Source organism: Varibaculum prostatecancerukia, assembly GCF_943169825.2.
GTDB lineage: Bacteria > Actinomycetota > Actinomycetes > Actinomycetales > Actinomycetaceae > Varibaculum > Varibaculum prostatecancerukia.
In genome coordinates, this window is sequence record NZ_OW968402.1 from 1979906 (window position 1) to 2000005 (window position 20100).

Annotated in this window: 13 protein-coding genes; 4 read left to right on the top strand and 9 right to left on the bottom strand. The window is 54.4% G+C overall.

Translation table 11 applies throughout. The annotated features are described in order from the left end of the window. The first annotated feature begins 296 nt into the window (after positions 1–296). Both KO216_RS08530 and KO216_RS08535 read left to right on the top strand, forming a co-directional pair. A complete protein-coding gene (locus KO216_RS08530) occupies positions 297–1811 on the top strand; it encodes a cation:dicarboxylate symporter family transporter (RefSeq protein WP_251452016.1) in 1515 nt (504 codons plus the stop codon). A gap of 243 nt (positions 1812–2054) precedes the next feature. After that, positions 2055–2792, top strand: coding sequence for a hypothetical protein (locus KO216_RS08535; protein WP_215523782.1), 738 nt, complete (start codon positions 2055–2057; stop codon positions 2790–2792). Here KO216_RS08535 and KO216_RS08540 read toward each other — a convergent pair. From KO216_RS08540 to ppdK, 5 genes are all read right to left on the bottom strand, one after another. Then, positions 2789–3940 (bottom strand): alpha/beta hydrolase, encoded by a 1152-nt coding sequence (locus KO216_RS08540; RefSeq protein WP_215523783.1) that lies wholly within the window; start codon positions 3938–3940, stop codon positions 2789–2791. The genes KO216_RS08535 and KO216_RS08540 overlap by 4 nt on opposite strands. A 10-nt stretch (positions 3941–3950) precedes the next feature. After that, on the bottom strand, positions 3951–5198 hold the full coding sequence (locus tag KO216_RS08545; protein ID WP_215523784.1) for an eL24 family ribosomal protein: 1248 nt from the start codon (positions 5196–5198) through the stop codon (positions 3951–3953). A 95-nt stretch (positions 5199–5293) separates the two neighbouring features. Beyond that, positions 5294–8314 (bottom strand): FAD-binding and (Fe-S)-binding domain-containing protein, encoded by a 3021-nt coding sequence (locus tag KO216_RS08550; protein WP_215523785.1) that lies wholly within the window; start codon positions 8312–8314, stop codon positions 5294–5296. A gap of 138 nt (positions 8315–8452) precedes the next feature. Then, complete coding sequence (locus KO216_RS08555) at positions 8453–9376, bottom strand: carotenoid biosynthesis protein (protein ID WP_215523786.1); 924 nt, start codon at positions 9374–9376, stop codon at positions 8453–8455. A 361-nt stretch (positions 9377–9737) separates the two neighbouring features. Beyond that, entirely contained in the window at positions 9738–12467 is a 2730-nt protein-coding gene (gene ppdK / locus KO216_RS08560; protein WP_215523787.1) for a pyruvate, phosphate dikinase, read from the bottom strand. 256 nt (positions 12468–12723) lie between these two features. Between ppdK and KO216_RS08565 the strand changes: the two genes are divergently transcribed. Together KO216_RS08565 and KO216_RS08570 are read left to right on the top strand one after the other, a co-directional pair. Continuing rightward, positions 12724–13569, top strand: a complete 846-nt coding sequence (locus tag KO216_RS08565) for a DUF3152 domain-containing protein (protein ID WP_215523788.1) — start codon at positions 12724–12726, stop codon at positions 13567–13569. 70 nt (positions 13570–13639) lie between these two features. Continuing rightward, positions 13640–13927, top strand: coding sequence for a hypothetical protein (locus KO216_RS08570; RefSeq protein WP_215523789.1), 288 nt, complete (start codon positions 13640–13642; stop codon positions 13925–13927). Here KO216_RS08570 and KO216_RS08575 read toward each other — a convergent pair. Genes KO216_RS08575 through nuoL form a run of 4 tightly spaced genes read right to left on the bottom strand, consistent with a single transcriptional unit; the run spans position 13924 to position 20098 of the window. Beyond that, positions 13924–14934 carry a polyprenyl synthetase family protein gene (locus KO216_RS08575; RefSeq protein ID WP_215523790.1) on the bottom strand — a complete coding sequence of 337 codons (1011 nt, stop codon included), beginning with the start codon at positions 14932–14934 and terminating at the stop codon, positions 13924–13926. The genes KO216_RS08570 and KO216_RS08575 overlap by 4 nt on opposite strands. Further along, entirely contained in the window at positions 14931–16517 is a 1587-nt protein-coding gene (gene nuoN / locus KO216_RS08580) for an NADH-quinone oxidoreductase subunit NuoN (protein WP_309547308.1), read from the bottom strand. The genes KO216_RS08575 and nuoN overlap by 4 nt, the downstream gene beginning before the upstream one ends. After that, positions 16514–18079 (bottom strand): NADH-quinone oxidoreductase subunit M, encoded by a 1566-nt coding sequence (locus KO216_RS08585; RefSeq protein WP_215523791.1) that lies wholly within the window; start codon positions 18077–18079, stop codon positions 16514–16516. Before KO216_RS08585 ends, nuoN begins: the two co-directional genes overlap by 4 nt. Before the next feature lie 18 nt (positions 18080–18097). Further along, positions 18098–20098 (bottom strand): NADH-quinone oxidoreductase subunit L, encoded by a 2001-nt coding sequence (gene nuoL, locus KO216_RS08590; RefSeq protein ID WP_215523792.1) that lies wholly within the window; start codon positions 20096–20098, stop codon positions 18098–18100. Positions 20099–20100: the final 2 nt, after the last annotated feature.

Sequence of the window (20100 nt, forward strand, 5' to 3'; positions counted from 1 at the left end):
CCGGTCAAAGCCGAAGGGCAGGATATGCCCCTTTTGTGGGTTATTTAACTTCGCAGGCACTTAGATAACTAGATGAAAGCGGTTCGCATGTGATCAAGCTCACAAATGACCGCTGCGGCGGAGGTTGAAGAATTTATTACTAAACGATTGCGAACGCCATAGTTTTGCTCTTGCGTCAAGATATTAATCTTTATATCCTGCTGTAACGCTGGGCGATGAAAATGGATTATTCATTTTCTACCTAGTTGTGTAGTCCCAAATTTTTTCGCGAAAAATATGTCAGCAGGAGTTCCGCTATGGGTATGCTCAAACGCAATAAAAATAAAATAGAAGCAGGTCACGAAACTGATTTGGATGTTACTGATCTAACTGCCAGTAAACCCTACGTACCTGAGAGTAAGAAACCGAAGAAAGATAATACCCACTGGCTATATATCGGGGTGATTATCGCGGTAGTCGCCGGGATTGCTTTCGGGTTAGTTGCCCCCGACGTAGCAAAAGAGTTCAAGGTAGTAGGCACTACCTTCGTCCGTCTGATTACCATGATGATTGTGCCGGTCATATTTTGCACGATCGTGTTGGGTATCGGGTCGGTACGTGCCGCTGCCTCGGTAGGTAAGGCTGGCGGAATCGCCCTAACTTACTTCATCGCTATGTCAACCTTCGCCCTAGCAATCGGCCTGGGAGTAGGCAATTTAATCGAACCGGGCAGTGATTTAAATATTGAGGCCAGCAAAGATACGGTTGCCCAGTTTACTTCGGGAGCCAAGCAAGAGGGCGAGGGGGTCGTTGGCTTTATCCAGTCGATTATCCCGGACACCTTCTTCTCTTCTTTAACCTCCGGGTCAGTGCTGCAAACTTTGTTCATTGCGCTGCTGGTAGGTTTCGCCGTCCAAAGCTTAGGTAAAACTGGTGATGGCATCCTCCGGGCAATCGAAGCTATTCAAAAGCTAGTTTTCAAGGTACTTTATATGGTGCTTTGGTTGGCTCCGATTGGTGCGTTTGGAGCCATGGCCGGGGTAGTGGGATCTACCGGCGCCAAAGCCGTGGGGCAGATGATGCTTTTGATGTTGGCGTTCTATATAACCTGTATCTTGTTCATCTGCATCGTGCTAGGTTCGGTGCTGGCGATTTTCACGCGTTTCAACATCTTCAAACTTATGAAGTACCTGGGTAAAGAGTATTTGCTAATTGTGGCTACCTCCTCCTCGGAATCCGCCCTCCCCAACCTGATGCGCAAGATGGAACACCTGGGGATTCACAAGGCCACAGTAGGGATTGTGGTTCCTACCGGTTACTCATTTAACCTGGATGGGACCGCTATTTACCTGACCATGTCGGCTATCTTTATCTCTGACGCTATGAACAAGCCGATGGGATTGGGCGAGCAAATTGGTCTGTTGCTGTTCATGATGATCGCATCTAAGGGCGCAGCGGGGGTTTCCGGAGCTGGGATTGCCACTCTGGCAGCCGGTTTGCAGTCGCATCGCCCCGAACTATTGGACGGCGTAGGGGTAATCGTGGGTATTGACCGCTTCATGTCCGAAGCGCGTGCCCTGACTAACTTCACCGGGAATGCCGTCGCCACCTTGCTCGTCGCTACCTGGACAAAAACTGTTGACCGGCAGCGGGTTTCCGATGTGCTTAATGGCAAGCTTCCCTACCATCCCCAAGAGGATGACATCGAGGTTGACCTCATGCACCCATCGATAGAAATCAACAATCAGCTCCCGCACACTCCGCAACCGGATGTGGAAGCAATCGAGCAACTAACCCTGGAAGAAGAGGAATCTTCGTCCAGAAAGGAATAGGGAAACCTCAGTTACAGATTTGTCGCCACATTTTAACTGGCGCTCCCTAAAGCAGGGATGCTAGCCGGTCAGCGACAAGTATCTTTCGAGCCCTCAAGTTACTCTCACCTATCGAAAGTAACTTGAGGGCTCGCTTGCATCTTGGGGTTAGCGCTGGTTTATACACTCTAAAATAAGTTTTTGCTTATCCCCAGGAAGAAACCGGGGCTTTTCCTGGGATTACTCGCAGCGTATCCTATTGACATGGCTCAAAACGACCCGCTCAACGCTGAGGATGCGCCCCCGGCAGCCAACTATCCGCCCCAAAATAATCAAAATCAGCCCTTCCCAGCCTCGGCTAATTTTTCAGAACCCACCTACTCCAGTTCGAATACGCAGTGTCCGAATCCAGCAAATCAATTCCACCCCGGCTCTAATCCGTCACCGGCAACTACCCTCACTGTCGACCCGGACCTGCCTACCCCCAAAACCGCGTGGCGAACCACCTTGACGGTTATTTCGGCGATAGCCATAGTGGGGATGCCCTTTTTAGTAATGACTTTGAGAACCCTGCAAGGCACGGTTGGCTGGGCGACCCTCATCATGATGCTCACGGTTTTCCCGATGTTGGTAGTGATGAATGTAGTTTTCCTAATACTCAGCCGCAAACTGCCAGTAGGTTTCCCGCAAACCAAGTTTTGGAATCCCGCTAATCTTTCGGCCGGCTACTACCTGGCTTGGTTTTGGGGAACCCTGGGGCTGGTCTTCGTACCCGATGGGGGCGACGAGGGCGAGAATATGATTCCCCTGGCTCTAAAGGCACTGAATCCGGCAATAGCTTCCAGTGCGGGGATGACCATCGCCAGTCTTTTAGAATTCCTGGCGCTATCAGCCTTTATCTACGCCGTCGTTGTCGGCCTATTAGCCAAATCCAAATTTTCTGTCCCGGCAAATCCGCAGTACCCGCCCCTACAGCAAGACCCCAAGTGGGGAAACTATTAGGGGCAGATGGCGCGAACAGCAGTTTCGCTGATTTCACTGACCGGTAGAGCTTGACCGGGCAGTGCCTGAGCTAACCAGCGGTGAATACCAAACCACACGTCTTGGCGCACGTCCGGGAAAGATAAGAATAGGTCGTGTTTACCGGGGTAACGTTCCATAGTTACCTGCCGGGAGAGCCGCCAGGCATTAGCGCACATGGTTTGCACACTTAGTACCGAATCGGTAAACATCATTTCCCGCTTGCGTTTCCCAGTAGAGGACGCGGTCGAAGTCAGGAAATAGGTGGGTACCTCGGTGGCCTCACCCGCCAAAAGATTCTTTTGCGCAATCGTAATCGCACGTACCCAGCCGAAACGCACTACCGCATCCGGGGTGCCTTTCCAACTTGAAACCAGCGGCCACCCCTGAAGGGATGGATCGCGCTGCCAGGGTTCCAGGCGTTTAGGCAGGGTGCCATCAACTTTTGAATCCCAACCCATCAAAGAATCTACGTAAGCGGAGTCTGCTGATTGCAGCGGCACCTCTTTCTTGGCTGCCCGCCGGGAGAAAATTTCCGCGAGGACGCGGGCTCCGAAACGCTGCGAAGTTCCCCCCGCCATTTCGATCCAAGGAGAATCGAGCAGCAGCCCCGCTACCTGGTCAGGGTGGCGATTAGCCCAATAGGCAGCAGTCAGGCCACCGGTAGAATGACCGGACAACACGAGCGGCAAACCGGGATGTTCTGCGCGAATAACCTCAAGTGCGGCAAAAATATCCAGGTCATAGGACAGGAGGTCGTCGGTCCAACCGAACGTCTGCCATTTGCGCAGCGAACGCCCGTATTTAGACAAATCTATTGCGTAAAAGGCACCACCCGCTAAGGAAATATGGCGCGCTAATTCCCGCTGGAAGAAATAATCATTCCAACCGTGGATGAACAGGCAGGTAAAAGTGGGTTCATCAGGGGTACCGGAAATTGCCCAAGGGTCTTCAGCGGGCAGGTGACGCACCAAAGTGGCGCATAGCTCTCCTTCTTCATCGCGCGGCAGCTCCACCGTGCGCGTCTGAAATCCTTTACCTAGAATATCTGGTACCCAACGCCCTACCGGTGCCGGTGTGGCTGGTGGCTGCGTCGGCAAAGACGCGGCAAATGATCTCCCTTTTCCCATTTTCTTTCCTCTAGTGACCGTGCTTTCCCTGGTGGGCTCCGCTATTGCGTTCAATCTCCGCATTTACTTCCGCAATCGCTTCCGCCAAAGTGGGTCCTTCCAGGTTCCCAATCCGGAACGCTTCCCAACCGTCAACCTGGTTATCGCCGCCTACCTGTATGAATGCTTCCTGAACCTGATCAGTTAGCTGCCCGTCACCAGGGTCGATCATGCCCTCTTGTTTGAGTAGCGCTTCGCAAATCCGCCCCCGCTCATCTGACCACAGCAGCACCGCGTCTTGACCGACCAACGCGGAAATAGACCGCAGACCTTCGGGATCTTTTTGCAACAGTTGCGGAGTAGCGACCGACTCTTCTGCTGCAACCGGGGATTCCCCGGAGGTCTCTTCACTTTCAGCTTCGCCCTCACCAAAAGTACTTTCTACTTCTGCTTCCGGTGATTCTTCGGAATCTTCCCCCTGACTTTCAGCAACTTCTTCCGCGGGGAGCGGGGATTCTTGCCCTTGCTCCGCAGCTGGTATCTCACTTTCTGCGGATGCCTCCTCTACATACTCGGAAGGAGTAGGCGGTGCGGGCGGGGTGGGAGAAACCAGTGAAATCTCGGGTTCTTCCGGGGAGGACGCCTCTTCGTCAACGTGCCAAGAAATCTGGGGCGTTGGGGCGCGATGCCCCCCAATTTGAGGACGCGCATAGCTCATGGCGTTGGGAGTGAGCTCGGCAACCTCTAAAAAGCGACGACCATTAGACATCTGCCGAGAAGAAACTTGATGAATCTCCAGTCCGGAAGCGAACAGCACTCCCAGCGCGGAATAGCAGGACTGATCAATTTCTCCAACTACCAGGATTAACCGGGGACCGGGTTGAGTGGTAGGCGGCATCGCCTCGCGGAACTCTGCCCAACCGGTTTGGAAAGCTTGCACGCCCCCTGGGTATTGCGCAGCTAAATCCATCCAGCCTTGTCCGGAGACTTGCCCCAGGCGAGACATCGCGGCCACTAGGCTGACTGGATCCAGGCGGGAAAGCACTTCCACGGACACTACCTGGCCGGAGGCGTCTAGGGCGGTCAAAGAATGCGGACCGGCACCAGTTTCTTCCTCTCCTACGGTACCTGCCCACGCGACGGGGAAAAGGGGTCGGTCAATAACCTCTAGCACCTGTGAGCGGATAGATTCCAGCACATCTGTTTCCAGGCCATGCCCCACCGGGGTCCCAAATTGTGCCGGTATTAGGCGACCAGATTCCAGTTCAAAGAGTGCCATCGATTCACCGTTCCTGTTTTTTTAAAGATCTTTCTCCTATTGTGTCACGGATAACCCCAAGGTGCCGTTTTCCGCGCCGCTGGCGATTTTAAGCGTTATTTTTTCGCTACAGATTCTCCCCTAGTCAGCAACTCTGCTAAATGCATTCCCTGGCGTCCATCCAAAGTTTCGGCCTGGGTACGACAAGAAAACCCGTCCGCTAGGAAAATCGCTTCCGGATTATTTTTTAAGGCAGGTAGGAGGGCGTGTTCTGCTACCGCCAGCGACATCTGACGGTGAGCAGCTTCCATCCCAAAATTACCGGCCATCCCGCAGCAACCCTGCAGCTCCACCACCTGAGCACCGGTTTTTTCCAGTAGGGCGCGATCAGCATCCCAGCCCATCACCGAATAGTGGTGACAGTGGGGCTGCGCCACCACGCTCACCCCAGTTAAATCTGGCAGCGGTAAATCAGGACAGTTTGCGGCAATAAATTCAGCTAGCGTGAAAGTTGATTCGCTGACCATCAAAGCCCGCGGATCGGCGGGGAACAGTTCCAGTAGGTCATCGCGAAGCACGGCAGTACAAGAGGGTTCGATCCCCACGATCGGGATACCGTTGGCGGCCGGGGGCGCCAGGCGTTCTAGCAATTTTTCTAGGTGGTGGCGTGCGCCTTTTAGTTGCCCGGTGGTAATCCAGGTCAGGCCGCAACAGGTATCTGGCGGTGCTAAAAACACTTGCCATCCCGCATCGCTAAGTAGCTTGATGGCGGCTTTTACCCCGCGCTGATCTAGTCCCCGAGAAAAAGAATCCGCCCAGATAACCACAGATTTGGGAGTTGAAAGCGCGGCCTGGCGGGTCCGCTTTCCCGCTTGAGCTGCAATTTCTTTGGTCGATATCATCCCAGGTTTTCTGGAATAGTCCTGTCCCCAGGGGGATATCTCTGATTTTTTCGGCCACAGCTGGCGGTTCGGATACTGCTTTTCGAGGGGGCGAGTGGCAAAACGAGGAAGCGCGCGGGAAGTATCCAAGTGAAGCAGCTTCAGTGTCGCCTGGACGAGCGGATGAATCTTGGTAGCCAGATTCGCTAACTGCGCGGCTCCCGGTATTTTTGCCATTAGTTGCAGCCACCGAGGCAACCACCCCAGGGCATAATGCGAGAGTGGACGAAGCCGACCCTGGTAACGCCGGAACAGGGTTTCACTGCGCCACTTGGCCATATCTACCCCGGCAGGACAGTCCGCGGAACAAGCCTTGCAGGCCAGACACAAATCGAGCACCTGCCAAATCTCGGGGTCGGATAGATTGTGAATCAACCCCCCATTGGTGGCTTCTTGGAGGATGCGCGCCCTACCGCGAGTAGCGTCCTGTTCACGTCCACTCGCCTGGAAGGAGGGACACATGAATCCGCCAGCACCGCTGTTATCGGCGCGGCATTTTCCTACCCCAGTGCAACGATGAAAAGCGTCGGTGAGGCTACCGGCGTCCGCGTTAAAGGCAAATCCTTCCCTACGCGCGTTGAGGGCGCGCGCCTGGGCGCGCCGTACGTTTTCCTCTACCCCGTCTGGGCCAGCCGGGCCGGTCAAAATCCCGGGATTCATCAGATTCTTAGGGTCGAATAGGGCTTTTACCTGAGCAAATAAATCCACAGCCTGCTGGGAGTACATTTTCGGCAGCAGCTGAGAGCGCGCCCGGCCATCCCCGTGTTCCCCGGAAATCGAGCCCCCATATTTTCCAACCAGGTCGGCGGCAGCGAACAAGAAGTCTCGCGATTTCCCTAGCCCGGCGGCGCTCCCGAGCGGCATATTTAGCCGCACATGCACGCATCCGTCCCCGAAATGTCCGTAAAGCAGTCCGTCTAACCCGAAGCGATCCAGAAGCTTTTGAAAATCCTGCAGATAGGCGGCCAAATTTTCGGGCGGTACCGCCGCATCCTCCCAACCAGGCCAGGCCTGATCCCCCTGGGGAGTACGTCCCCCGAGTCCGGCACCATCTGCACGGATCCTCCAAATAGCAGCCGCATCAGCTCCCGGAGGATAAATCATTACCGCATCCCCGATAGCCCCGGAGGCGGCCGCCAGTTCCCGAGCCCGCTGCAAGGTCGCATCCTCATCTAGGCCTTCCCCGCCCACCTCGCATAGCAGCCAGCCGCTGCCTTTAGGTAAATCCGGGACTGCCCCTGGGCCTTTATGCTGGCGCACCACTTCCACTAGCCTGGCATCCATCCCTTCCACTGCCAGTGGCTTTAGGGGAAGAATCTTCGGCACAGCAGCGGCAGCCGCAATCATATCCGGGAAACCTAGCGCCACCAGCACGGGAGCTTTAGGAAGAGGGACGAGGCGCACGGTCGCCTGAGTGATTACCCCCAGAGTACCCTCGGTTCCAGACAAGAAAGGTGCCAGGGCGGAGCCGTTTTCGGGTAGCAGGTGCTCCAGGGAATAACCGGAAACTTGGCGCCCAAAGCGCCCAAACTCTCTGCGGATAGTAGCCAGATTAGCTGCTACCAGGGATTTTAATCCCGGGATTTGTTGGATTTGTTCGTCCGGCTGCGGAATATCTTGCGGGGTTTCTGGCAAGTCTTGTGGGGTTTGCCCAGCGATAATCTCGCGTCCTAAGCCGTCGATTAGCTGCAATTCTAAAACATTATCTGAAGTGCGCCCATAGGCGGTAGCGTGCGGGCCGCAGGCATTATTGCCAATCATCCCGCCAATAGTGCAACGCGAGGAAGTAGAGGGATCGGGCCCGAATCGCAAGCCATAAGGTGCCGCAGCCTGCTGCAACTGGGCTTGCACCACCCCCGGTTCTACAATCGCGTAGCGTTTTTCGGGATCAATTTTTATGATCCGATTCAGATGGCGAGAGTAGTCGATTATCAGTCCGGGGCCGATGGCATTTCCAGCACAGGAAGTACCCGCCCCCCGCGCAGTCACCGGTATCTGGCATTCCCGTGCCGCTCGTAGCAATACCCGCAGGTCATCTTGATCTTTCGGGCAGGCAATAACTTTAGGAGGAATCCGGTAGTTCGAAGAATCGGTAGCGTAAACGGCACGGTCGGCGCGGGAATCTAAGACTTCCCCCCGAAATTTTTCTCGCAAGAGAGAACGAAAGGTGTGGTAATCACCTGCCCCGATAGCCATAACTCACCTTTCCTTGCTTTTACCGTTAATCTTATCTGTTCCCCGCTTCGCCCCTAAAACCTATTAGTGTCAGAATTGTTTATTTCTGACACTTAGGGGGTTTGTCGCTGACACTTACCGCATTTGCCCAAGTGGATGTCACCGCTCAACTGTCAGCGCACGCCGCTCACTGGCCAGAGATAAAGCCAAAGTGAGCAGACACAGAAAATACGCGAAAATTCTATAGGCGGGCAATGCATTAAAAATACCCAGGAACTCTAGCGCTACCAGGCAGTAGCTATAGATCGCTGCCCAGAAAACAAATATTGTCCAGTCTTTGAGTTCCTTAAAAGTAAGACTCGTTTTCTTAGCTACTAGGTGGCACAGCAAAATTACGAAAATAAAGCCCCAGAGCAGCAGGAAGGTTATGGGGGCGAACCACTCATCGGTTAGTTCATTGAGTTTTAAGGACGCGGCGGAAGCGATTCCTACGAAAGCCACGCCTGCCAGACCGATAGCTAGGGTAACCACTGCATTTAAGGGTTTTGACCTTGATCCGGGCCGGCGCTGCCAATAGCGCTGGTTCAGATAGACAATCATCGGAGTTTCAAATAGATAGCCCAAGAAGTTCACCCATATTACACTCATGAACATATGGTGGTTGATGGCCAAGGTAACTGGACGCCCTTCCCAAATCCAAAATCCTCCGTTTAGCCTGATCGCCGCCACGTCCAGGAGAAGATCCATTGAAACCACTAGCCAGCCGGCTAGCAGAGCCGTCAGCACCCGCGATAACCTGATTTTTTTCGCAAGTCTAAGCGCTGCAACTGCTACCCCGCCCCACATTAGACCCCCAAAGAAAGGGAACTGGTTGGGAGCCCAACCAATGCTAATAAAATACTGTGAACTGTAGTGATAGATTCCAGTAAGCCTAACTGCCAGCAATTCGAGGATGTAACCTGCGAGTGCCGCCGAGAAAAACAGGCTCAACTCATCGAAGTTTTTCTTTCTTAGAATGTCGATAACCAACACCGACGTAATCAGGTAACAGATAATTTCGAAGCTGTTAATCCAATTCACCATGTCCACCTCCTAAAACGAGTCTAGAGAAAAACTCGTGCGGAGGTATTGCTCTCACCCATCTCTGCCACCGCTCACCCGAAAAGCAATTAGGGGTATTGGGGTGAGCTCGCCCCTACCCGTGGCTACCTAAAAAGATAAAAGGGGGTCGGCGGGAAAATCCCGCCGACCCCCAGGGGTGTTATGAAAATAGACTAGGGTACGGCTGCCGAGTACCTCTGCCCGCCAGGGCGGGGAAACTAGACGCCACCACTTTCAGAATAACAGCTGTCAGCGGTAATAAACGTCTATTTACTCAGCAAATAGCCATTAAGAGCGCCCGACCACCCACTTTTGGCAACCAGGCATCACCCTTAGTCGTCCTCTAGGCAGTGGCGTCCTCTCCGGACCCCTGAATGTTTTCCAAAGCCACCACGCGACCCGCCTCTAGGCGTGCCACTGCTACCCGGAAGGGCGAGCAAGACACGTAGTCTAAGCCGGCCTTGTGGAAGAAGTGGATTGACTCCGGATCTCCACCATGCTCACCACAAATACCCAGTTTAATTCCGGGATTGGTGGAACGACCGCGAGTTACCCCCTCGTTCACCAAGCGACCTACGCCGTGAGTGTCGATGGTTTCAAACGGGGAAGTCCCGAACACGCCCTCTTCGATGTACTCGGGGAAGAAAACTCCCTCGCAGTCATCGCGAGAGAATCCCCAAGTGGTTTGGGTTAGGTCGTTAGTGCCGAAGCTGAAGAAGTCAGCTTCTTTCGCCAAAGACTCGGCGGTGATCGCTGCCCGCGGCAACTCAATCATGCAGCCAATCGGAATATCTAAGGTAACTCCGGCAGCCTCGCAAACCTCGGCGATAACTTTTTCGGCGCGGTCACGAATCAGACCGAGTTCGGTAATCGACCCTACCAGCGGAACCATAATCTCTGGGCGAGGATCCAATCCCTGCTTCTTCAGCTCAGCCGCCGCACTCACTAGGGCGCGGATCTGCATCTCAAATAGGCCGGGCATCCAAATGCCCAAACGTACCCCGCGCAGACCCAACATCGGGTTGGCCTCATGCATCCTGCGTACTGCCACCAGCATCCGTTGATCGTCAGGGTTGACCTCACCTTGGGCTTTTTGCAAAGCCACCTTGACTTCCAGACCGGTCAGATCCGGTAGGAACTCGTGCAGCGGCGGGTCAATCAGACGCACCGTCATCGGCTTGCCGTCCATAACTCGCAACATTTCTACGAAGTCCTGTTTTTGCAGCTCGCCTAGCTTATCCAAAGCATCTTCGCGATCGGAAGACCCCTCATCGGACAAAATCGCGTGTTCAACCAGCGGGCGACGATCTCCCAGGAACATATGCTCAGTACGGCACAATCCGATCCCGGTAGCTTTAAACTCCACTGCTAGTTTGGCATCCTGCGGGTTATCCGCATTCGCACGAACCTGCAACTTAGCGCGTTCATCCGCCAGCTTTATCATCCGGTCAACGCAATGCACCAGATCTTTCAGATCCTCATCGTTATCGCAGGCTTTCAGGCCGGCTTCTAATCCCCACTCCAGGTAGGTGGTAACCGGAGAATCCTGAACCGGAACATCGCCCTCGAAAACCTCGCCGGTAGCGCCGTCAATCGCGATGACGTCACCTTCGTGGAAGGTTTTGCCATCTACTGTCAAAGTTCCGGCTTCCGCATCAATCTCCAGGGCTTCGGCGCCACAGACACAGGTTTTGCCCATACCGCGAGCAACCACTGCTGCGTGCGAAGTCTTGCCACCGCGCGCGGTCAGCACGCCTTCGGCCGCAACCATTCCTGCCAGGTCATCCGGGTTGGTTTCCCGACGTACCAAAATACAGGTCTTACCAGCTTGTACCGCGGCTTCGGCCTGCTCGTTATTAAATGCAATCCCGCCGACAGCAGCCCCCGGAGAAGCCGCCATACCAGTAGTTAGGCGCACCCGATCAGAATCCACATCGAACTGCGGGAACATCAACTGGGTGAGCTGTTCACCGGTTACCCGCTCTAGCATTTGATCCTGGGTAATCAGACGTTCCTCATTTAGCTGCACCGCGATCCGGAAAGCGGCAGCCGCAGTCCGCTTACCCACGCGGGTTTGCAGCATCCACAGTTTGCCTCTTTCAATGGTGTACTCGATATCACACATATCCTGGTAGTGAGTTTCCAGCTTGCGCATAATCTTGATTAGCTCGTTGTAAACCGGCTCATTAACCGTCTTGAGGTGGGACAACGGTTCGGTGTTGCGGATACCCGCCACCACGTCCTCACCCTGAGCGTTCATCAGGAAGTCGCCGTAAACCCCGGATTTACCGGTAGAGGGGTCGCGCGTGAAAGCCACACCAGTACCGGAATCATCACCCATATTTCCGAACACCATGGTGCAGATGTTCACCGCGGTACCCAGGGAGTTCGGGATCCGTTCCCGGCGACGATAAATCGCTGCCCGCTCCGTATTCCAAGACCGGAAAACCGCCTCGATTGCCATATCCATCTGGGTACGGGGATCCTGCGGGAAATCATTACCGGTCTGATCTTTGACAATCTGCTTGAACTGCGCAGTTAGCTCCTGCAGGTTCTCGGCGGTCAAATCCACGTCAGCGGTTATGCCAACTTTTTCTTTCATCTCATCCAGCGCGTCGGCGAACAGGTCGCCGTCAATATCCAAAACGGTCTTCCCGAACATTTGCACCAAGCGGCGGTAAGAATCCCACGCGAACCGCGCTGAACCAGCCATCTTTGCCAAGCCAGCTACCGAGCGGTCATTAAGACCCACATTAAGGACGGTTTCCATCATTCCCGGCATCGAGAACTTAGCACCCGAACGCACCGAGACTAGCAGCGGCTCCTCCTCGTCCCCGAGGCTACGCCCTATCTGGTCTTCAACCTCGCGCAGCGCCTGGGTTACTTCTGGCACCAGACTTTCCGGAACCTCATTGTGCTTAAGATATGCCCGGCAAGCATCGGTGGTGATCGTAAAGCCGGGGGGAACGGGCAAACCCAGATTAGTCATTTCTGCCAGGTTGGCACCCTTGCCACCAAGCAGGTCTTTCATATCTTTGTTGCCCTCGGCGAACATGTAGACATACTTTGCCATAGGTAAATGGCCTCCATTTATTTTTGACTGCGCTAAAAAGCGATTCTTTCGCTTTTAATCTTACCAGGTAAAAGTGAAAGCCTAGGTCTTGAGTCCCCTAAGTCGAAGCGCCACAAGATTTTTTGATTTCCTCACTGAGGACGAAGACGTGTTTTTTCTATCTTTCCTCTATCTACCTGCCAATATTCTCGAGTAAATCGCCGTTTAAGCAGCCGGATGGTCAGGTTGGCTTTCCTAATCGCTTACACTGGTGATTGTGTCAGTGTATCCACCCAGGAGGCAGCGCCTACATTCGCGCGCCAGCCGTGCGCGGCGGCGCTCGGATTGGAATTTACTTATTCGCGCTTCCTCGCTAGCAATCGCGCTGACTATAACCTTTATTTTGATTCTTTCGGCGATGCCTAGATCTCCCGAAGCCACAGCGAAAGTAACTCAAACCGCCCCCACCCTGCATTGGACAGCGGTTCCGCACGCGAATAGTACGGACAGCAAAAAAAATACCGGACAAATAGCTTTGGAGGTTACCGGGGATCTTCCGGGGGGAGAAACTTCTACCGAAGTTCCCCAATCCGCTTCGGGAGAAACTTCGGTAGTACCCGGCACCTGGCCTGGGCGTGGTACCGGTAAGGTCTACCTTTATCGGGTTGAGATAGAAAACGGCCTTCCGCTTAAAGGAGAGACTGCCGCGAAGAGCATCCACGCGATCCTAAATGATCCGCGCGGATGGGGTGGAAAACAGGGCGAAATGTCTTTTACCCGCACCGATGGGCAGGCTGATTTTCGGATAGTTATTGCCAGCCCTTCCCTTACAGACAGACTATGCGCCCCCCTAACCACTAAGGGGGTTTCTAACTGTCGAAATGGCGATAACGTGGTGCTCAATGCTCACCGCTGGATAGGCGGTGCCGGGATGTGGTTCCAAAAAGGTAAAACCATGACTGACTACCGCATTTACGAAGTTTCTCACGAAACTGGGCACTGGTTAGGACACGGACACCTGTTTTGTCCTCAGCCCGGGAATCTAGCTCCAGTGATGCAGCAGCAAAGCTCAGATGGGGGCGACAACCTCGGGTGTATTCCTAACGGCTGGGCGAATCCCTAACTCCGCTTACGCCAGCCGATTTTTAGGAAGCTTTCAGCCCTGCTTCAGGACTACGTGAAAGAATCTTTTTATGAGTATTCTTCTGACATTTGGTTTTCTCCTATGTGCAGCCGGCCTAGTGTTCCTGGTTGCCCGGAGCGTGGGGGCTTTGAATGCGCGCGACCGCGCCCGCAAAGCCCACTTTGAACAAGAGATCGGCAGCGTAGAAAACTTATTGGCGTCCTCGCAGGCTGACCGCGATAAGTTGCGTCAGATGCGAGACTCCGGACGCCTGCAACGCTGGGACGCGATTAGGGACGTGATGAGGGAAGAGGACGTACCCGAAGAAGTGGCCACCGAGTTTATCGACCGCCTCTAAGCGATACGATCAACCAAGGTGTCGGCAAACTTTTCTAGCGCTGCCTTAACCTCTTGATCTTCCAGAGAAGCAATCGCCGCCTTCGCTTCCTCGCACCAGGAAAACGCTAACTGCCGGGTGCGTTCCAATACCGAATGTGCCCGTAGCATTTGCACTACTCGTTCTAAAGCCGCGTCCTCGCTAATCAAGGTTCCTCGGCTGAGTTCTGCCAGAATCTTTTGCCCATCTTCATCGAGAACGCCCTGCGCCGCATCCTGCCGCAGCAGCAGAATCGGCATGGTATCTACGCCCTCCCGCAAATCCGTTCCCGGAGTTTTCCCAGAGTCTGCGCTGTCAGAGGACAAATCAATCACATCGTCAGCCAGCTGGAAGGCTACTCCAATCTTTTCCCCAAACTGCACTACCGCCTGGGTAACCTCCTCGGGTGCACCAGAAAGTTCCGCCCCAAAGCGCGCCGACTGCGCCACCAGCGAACCGGTCTTATCGGCCAGCACCTGGATATAGAACTGAACCGGATCTTGCCCCTGTTCCGGCCCGAAGGTTTCATTGAGCTGGCCGCGACACAACCGATCGAAAGTTACCGCATGCTGCAAAACTGCTTCTGGACCCAAGGTGGCAACCACTTGCGAGGCACGCGCGAAGACTAAATCCCCTGCCAGTACCGCGCGGTTATTACCCCATACACGCTGGACTGCGTTTACGCCCCGCCTAGTGGGCGCCGAGTCCATAACGTCATCGTGATAAAGCGTTGCCAGGTGGGTCAGTTCAACCACTACGCAGGAGCGCAGCACCTCCTCTGAAAAAGGATGTGGCCCCAGGTTGGAGCACAGCAGCACCAAACCGGGACGCATCCTCTTGCCACCAGCTTTCGCCAGGTGACCGATAATATCGTCAAGCACTCCGCGATCATCCGATAACACCGAATCCAGACGGTTCTCTACCTGAACTAGGCCCTCGGAAATCCGATCTTCGAGCTCATCGAGGCGCTGCTGGGACAAGTTACTCACGGGATAACAATAGCGGTGTTTTGCAAAATATCTAGCACCGATCCCGGGAAAATCCCCAGAAGCACTGTTAAGAGGGCACAAATCCCAATCGCCACATAGGTGATCTCAGCGTGCGGAGCCACCGTAGTATTTTCTGCCACTGGATCTAGGAACATGATCTTACCCAGCCGGAAATAGTAGAAGGCGGTAATCGCGGAGGCAATCACCGCGCAAATAACCAGGGCAGTTGCCCCTCCTTGCAGACCTGCGCTAAAGGCGAGGAATTTACCCATAAATCCAGCTGTCAGGGGGATACCCGCAAATGAGAGCAAGAACAGCATCATGCATCCGGCCAGTACCGGATGAGTTTTACCGAAACCTGCCCAGGCCGGCATGGAATGCTGTTCAGCAGTAGCCACCCCGTCCTCGTTAGTTACCCGCACCAGGTAAATAATCGCAAATGCCCCGATGGTAGCCACCGCGTAAGACAGCAGGTAGAACAGCACTGCACCATTAGCGTTAAGTGCGCCCTTGGTGAAGGCAATCAAAATGAAACCGGCATGCGCAATAGACGAGTAGGCCAACATTCGTTTGATGTTGTCTTGCACCAGACCAAAGAAGGTACCCACTGCCATCGTCAAAATAGCCACCGTCCACAGGAACGGCTTAAAGTTCGCTTCGAACTGCACGACTACCGTAGAGAAGAAACGCAGCATGGCTAGGAATGCCGCAGCTTTTACTCCCGCAGCCATGAAGCCAGTCACCGGGGTAGGTGCCCCTTGATAAACATCCGGCGTCCAGGCGTGGAAGGGAGCCGCACCAATCTTAAAGAGCAGACCCACCATCATCAAGGCAGCCCCGGTCATCAAAAGCGCCGGAGAAGCTACCCGGTAGGGAATCGCCAACGCCAGCTGATCTAGCAATAGCGACCCGGAATAGCCATACAACAAAGAAATACCCATCAGCATAAAGCCGGATGCAAACGCCCCAAGTACGAAGTATTTGAGGGCGGCCTCTTGGCTCAGCAGGCGACGGTAACGCGCCATAGCGGTCATTGCGTATAGGGGTAGCGAGATAATCTCTAGCGCCACAAACAGGGTCAGCATCGAGTTCGCCATGGGGAACAGCATCATCCCACCCAGGGAGAATAGGCTCAGCGGCAAGACCTCGCTACGCTGATAGCCGCGCCGCTCAGTTTGTTCTTCCTGGAAGGATCCGGGAATATCCGAGGGCTGCCCCGCAAAAGCAGAAACCTGACTGCCGGTGCGATCTATCATCGGCAATAGTGCTAGCAGTCCCACGATTAGCATCAGCATCTGTGAGAACATCGAGAATCCATCAACGATGAGTTCCCCGCGCACTAGCCGCTGACCGCTTTGCAGATCGAAAGCTCCGAAAGAGGGGGCAAAGGCCAAGAGTGCGACCGCAACTACACCGATCGACCAGGCACATTGCACGCTCCAGCGACGCTTAGCAGATACGAATGCCTCGAGCAGAATTCCGATGACTGCCCCAAAGAGCACCACCATTACCGGCGCCATTAGCGCCCAGTTGAAACCTAGTTCACTGAAGTCGTTGATTACGGTAGCGTTGGTTAAGCTCACTTTCCGCTCCCTTCTACTTGAAAAGCCACATCCTGGGTGACAACCACCTGTTGGGCTACTTGCGACATGGGTTCAACCAGCGGTTGCGGATGCAAGCCAATCACCAGCATCAGCACAATCAAAGGCGCTGCCACCCCCCAGCGTTCCCGCGGATTCAAATCACTAATCGATTTGCGATGTTCGGGAGCCTTGCCGGTGAAAATCTTTTGATAGGGCAAGAGTACGTAAACCGCACCCGCGACTACTCCCACCAAGCAAAGCACCGCTGCCCACTGGTAGAGCCGGAAGGTTCCGATTAGCACCATCAGTTCCGGTACGAACCCGGATAGACCAGGAAGGGCGATGGCCGCCAAACCTGAGATTAGGAAGGTACCGGCAATCAGCGGGGTAACCCGTTGCATACCACCGTAGGCAGCGATTTCTTGGCTTTGACCGCGCTCGGTAAGGAACCCGCCAATCAGGAACATGCCCGCGATTGACAGCCCGTGCGCAACCATATAAACCATGGCACCGGCCAAAGCCACCGTATTGCCAACATAGATACCCATCACCATCAGGCCAAAGTGCGCAACCGAAGTGAAAGAGATTAGACGCATCAGATCCTTTTGCGCCAAAGCCGCCAGCGAACCCCAGATTACCGAAATCACTGCCAGAATAATGAACGCTAAAGCGGCGCGCCGAGAGGCATCCGGGAAGATGGTTAAGCACAGGGTAATAATCCCGAAAGTACCAATCTTGTCCAAGATTCCCACCAGGAGGGCGGAAGTTCCCGGACGGGCATTTTCAGCGGTATCGGCTAACCAGGTATGAACCGGAACCATCGGTGCTTTCACCGCAAACGCGATGAAGAAGCTAATCATCAGCGCCATTTCTACCCCGGGGCTAGCTTTGAGCTGTCCCGCCAAGTTTTCCAGCAGGAAGAGGCTAGCGTGTTTTTCACTGGCCGCAGCGGCATTGGGCGAATAGACGTAAACCCCGACAATACCGATCAGCATCACTAATCCACCTGCCAAAGAATAGAGCAGGAACTTCATAGCGGCAGCTTTTCGTTTCGCACCATTCCCGTAACGTCCAATCAGGAAGTACATAGGAACCAGCATGGCTTCAAACGCCAGGTAGAAGACGAATACGTCGCGAGCTGCAAAAATCAGCATCATAAATGCCAGAGTGGCTAAAGTCAGCCCCACATATCCGGCATCATCATAGGGTTTTTGCTCGCCCTCGAGGTCGCGTGCCGAAGCGATCAGCACGATCAAAGTGAGCAGCGCCGAAAGCACTAGCATCGCGAGCCCTAAGCCGTTTACCCCTAGCGCCCAAGAAACTCCCAGGGCGCGAATCCAGCTATGGGTTTCCGCGAACTGATAAGCGGCGGCTTTACCATAGTCAAAGTTCAGCGCCAGGTAGATGGTGCCTAACAACACCAAGGCCGATACTGCTAGTCCGATTTGGCGCGCTGCAATCCGGGTAGGTTTAATCAGCCACAGTGCCAGCGCCGCCAACGCCGGTAGCGCCACCAACAGCGTTAGTACCGGGAAAGTTGAGTTCAGGACTGTAATTTCCATTTATCTTTTCCTCCTGCCCTAAACCAATTGGCTTCCGACAACTAGGACTAAGGCTAAAAGCACCCCGCCAAGAATGTAACTGGCGTATGCACGGATGTAGCCGTTTTGCACATGACTGACCGCACGTCCGAATGCCCCAGCACACCAGGCGATACCGCGGACAATACCGTCAAGTACTCCCCGATCAGCGCCACCCACCCCGATGGTGAGCAGCTGTGCAGGTAGCATGGCCACCGACTCGTTAACGGTGTCTTGGTAAAGGTCAACCCGAGCTGCCTCCACCAGGGCGTTAGAGGCCGGAGCCACTTTCGGTACCGGCCGGCGAACGTACATGGTGAACGCCAGAGCCAGGCCACAAAGCACCAAGACCAAGGTGATAACCGAAATCGCAGTATGCGACAACACTGAGACCGTGGCCTTTTCGGTAGCAGATTGCGTTCCAGTCACTGGCTCTAGCCATTGGTTGAACTTGTCCGTAAAGCCCAACATCATCCCCATAGCCACCGAAAATACTGACAGCACCACGATTGGCCCGTTCATTAGCCAAGAAGCCTCATGCGGATGCACATCGCTGCCACCATCGAACTGGGTGGTCCAGCGCTTTTCCCCATGGAAAATCGTGAAGAACAGCCGCGACATATAGAACGAGGTTATGCCAGCGCCAATCATGGCCACTAGACCAAAGATCCATGCGCCTGCGGTTCCAAAAGCTGTCGCGTTAAACGCAGCCGCGATAATCGGTTCTTTGGAGAAGAATCCCGAGAACGGGGGAATCCCCAAGATCGCGAGCCAGGCAATCCCGAAACAAATCCAGGAAACTTTCATTACCTGATTTAGGGCACCGAAGCGGCGGATATTAACCTGCTCGTTCATAGCGTGCATGACCGAGCCGGCACCCAGGAACAACTGGGCTTTGAAGAAACCGTGTACGAACAGATGGAAAATAGCCAACGTCCAGCCGATGGGTCCCAGACCCGCACCCAACATCATGTATCCAATCTGAGACATAGTTGAGGCGGCAAGTACTTTCTTCATATCGTCCTTGGCACAACCCACAATCGCTCCGAACATCAGGGTGATAGCCCCGACGATAGCTACACATAGTTGCGCCGTCGGGGAGGCCACGAAGATAGCCCCAGAACGGACAATCAAGTAGACACCGGCGGTAACCATGGTGGCCGCGTGGATCAAAGCCGACACCGGAGTAGGGCCGGCCATCGCGTCACCCAGCCAGGCTTGCAGCGGGAACTGTGCGGATTTACCACAGGCCGCCAACAGCAAGAACAGACCGATGGCAGTGGCCCAACCTGGGGTCATGTCTCCGGAGCGGGAAGCTCCCAGTACGTCCACAAACTTCATAGAATTGAATTCCGCGTACATGGACATCATCGCTAGCAGTAATCCCAGGTCGCCTACGCGGTTCATCACGAAGGCTTTCTTGGCGGCTACCGCATTGGGTAGTTCGTGGTTCCAGAAACCAATCAACAGGTAGGATGCCAAACCGACGCCCTCCCAACCGAAGAACAACGCCACGTAGGAATCCGAGAGCACCAAGGTGAGCATCGATGCCACGAAGAAGTTCAGGTAGGCGAAGAAACGTCGCCGATCAGGGTCGTGTTCCATATAGGCCACGGAGTAAACGTGGATCAGGGAACCTACGAAGGTAACCAGCAGCACGAAAGTCATCGACAGGGGATCCAGCAGGATATTCCAGGAAAGTGTGATCTGCTCGTTACCGCTACCAGCCGTAAACCAGCTAAACACGGGAGCCAAGATCGATCTTTCTGCTGGTGCCTGCCCGATCATTTGGCAGAAAATAACCAAGCCAATCAGGAAGGAACTCCAGGAGGCAGCAACTGCCAGCCAATGCCCCCATTTGTCGGTTGCGCGTCCACATACCAACAGCAGTCCCGACACCACCAGGGGTATCGCCACCATCAGCCAGGCATATTCCGCCAATCCCACAGCGGACACATTTGCCATTTGCTGCTGATCAGCGCTTAGCAAGAATGAATTCATTT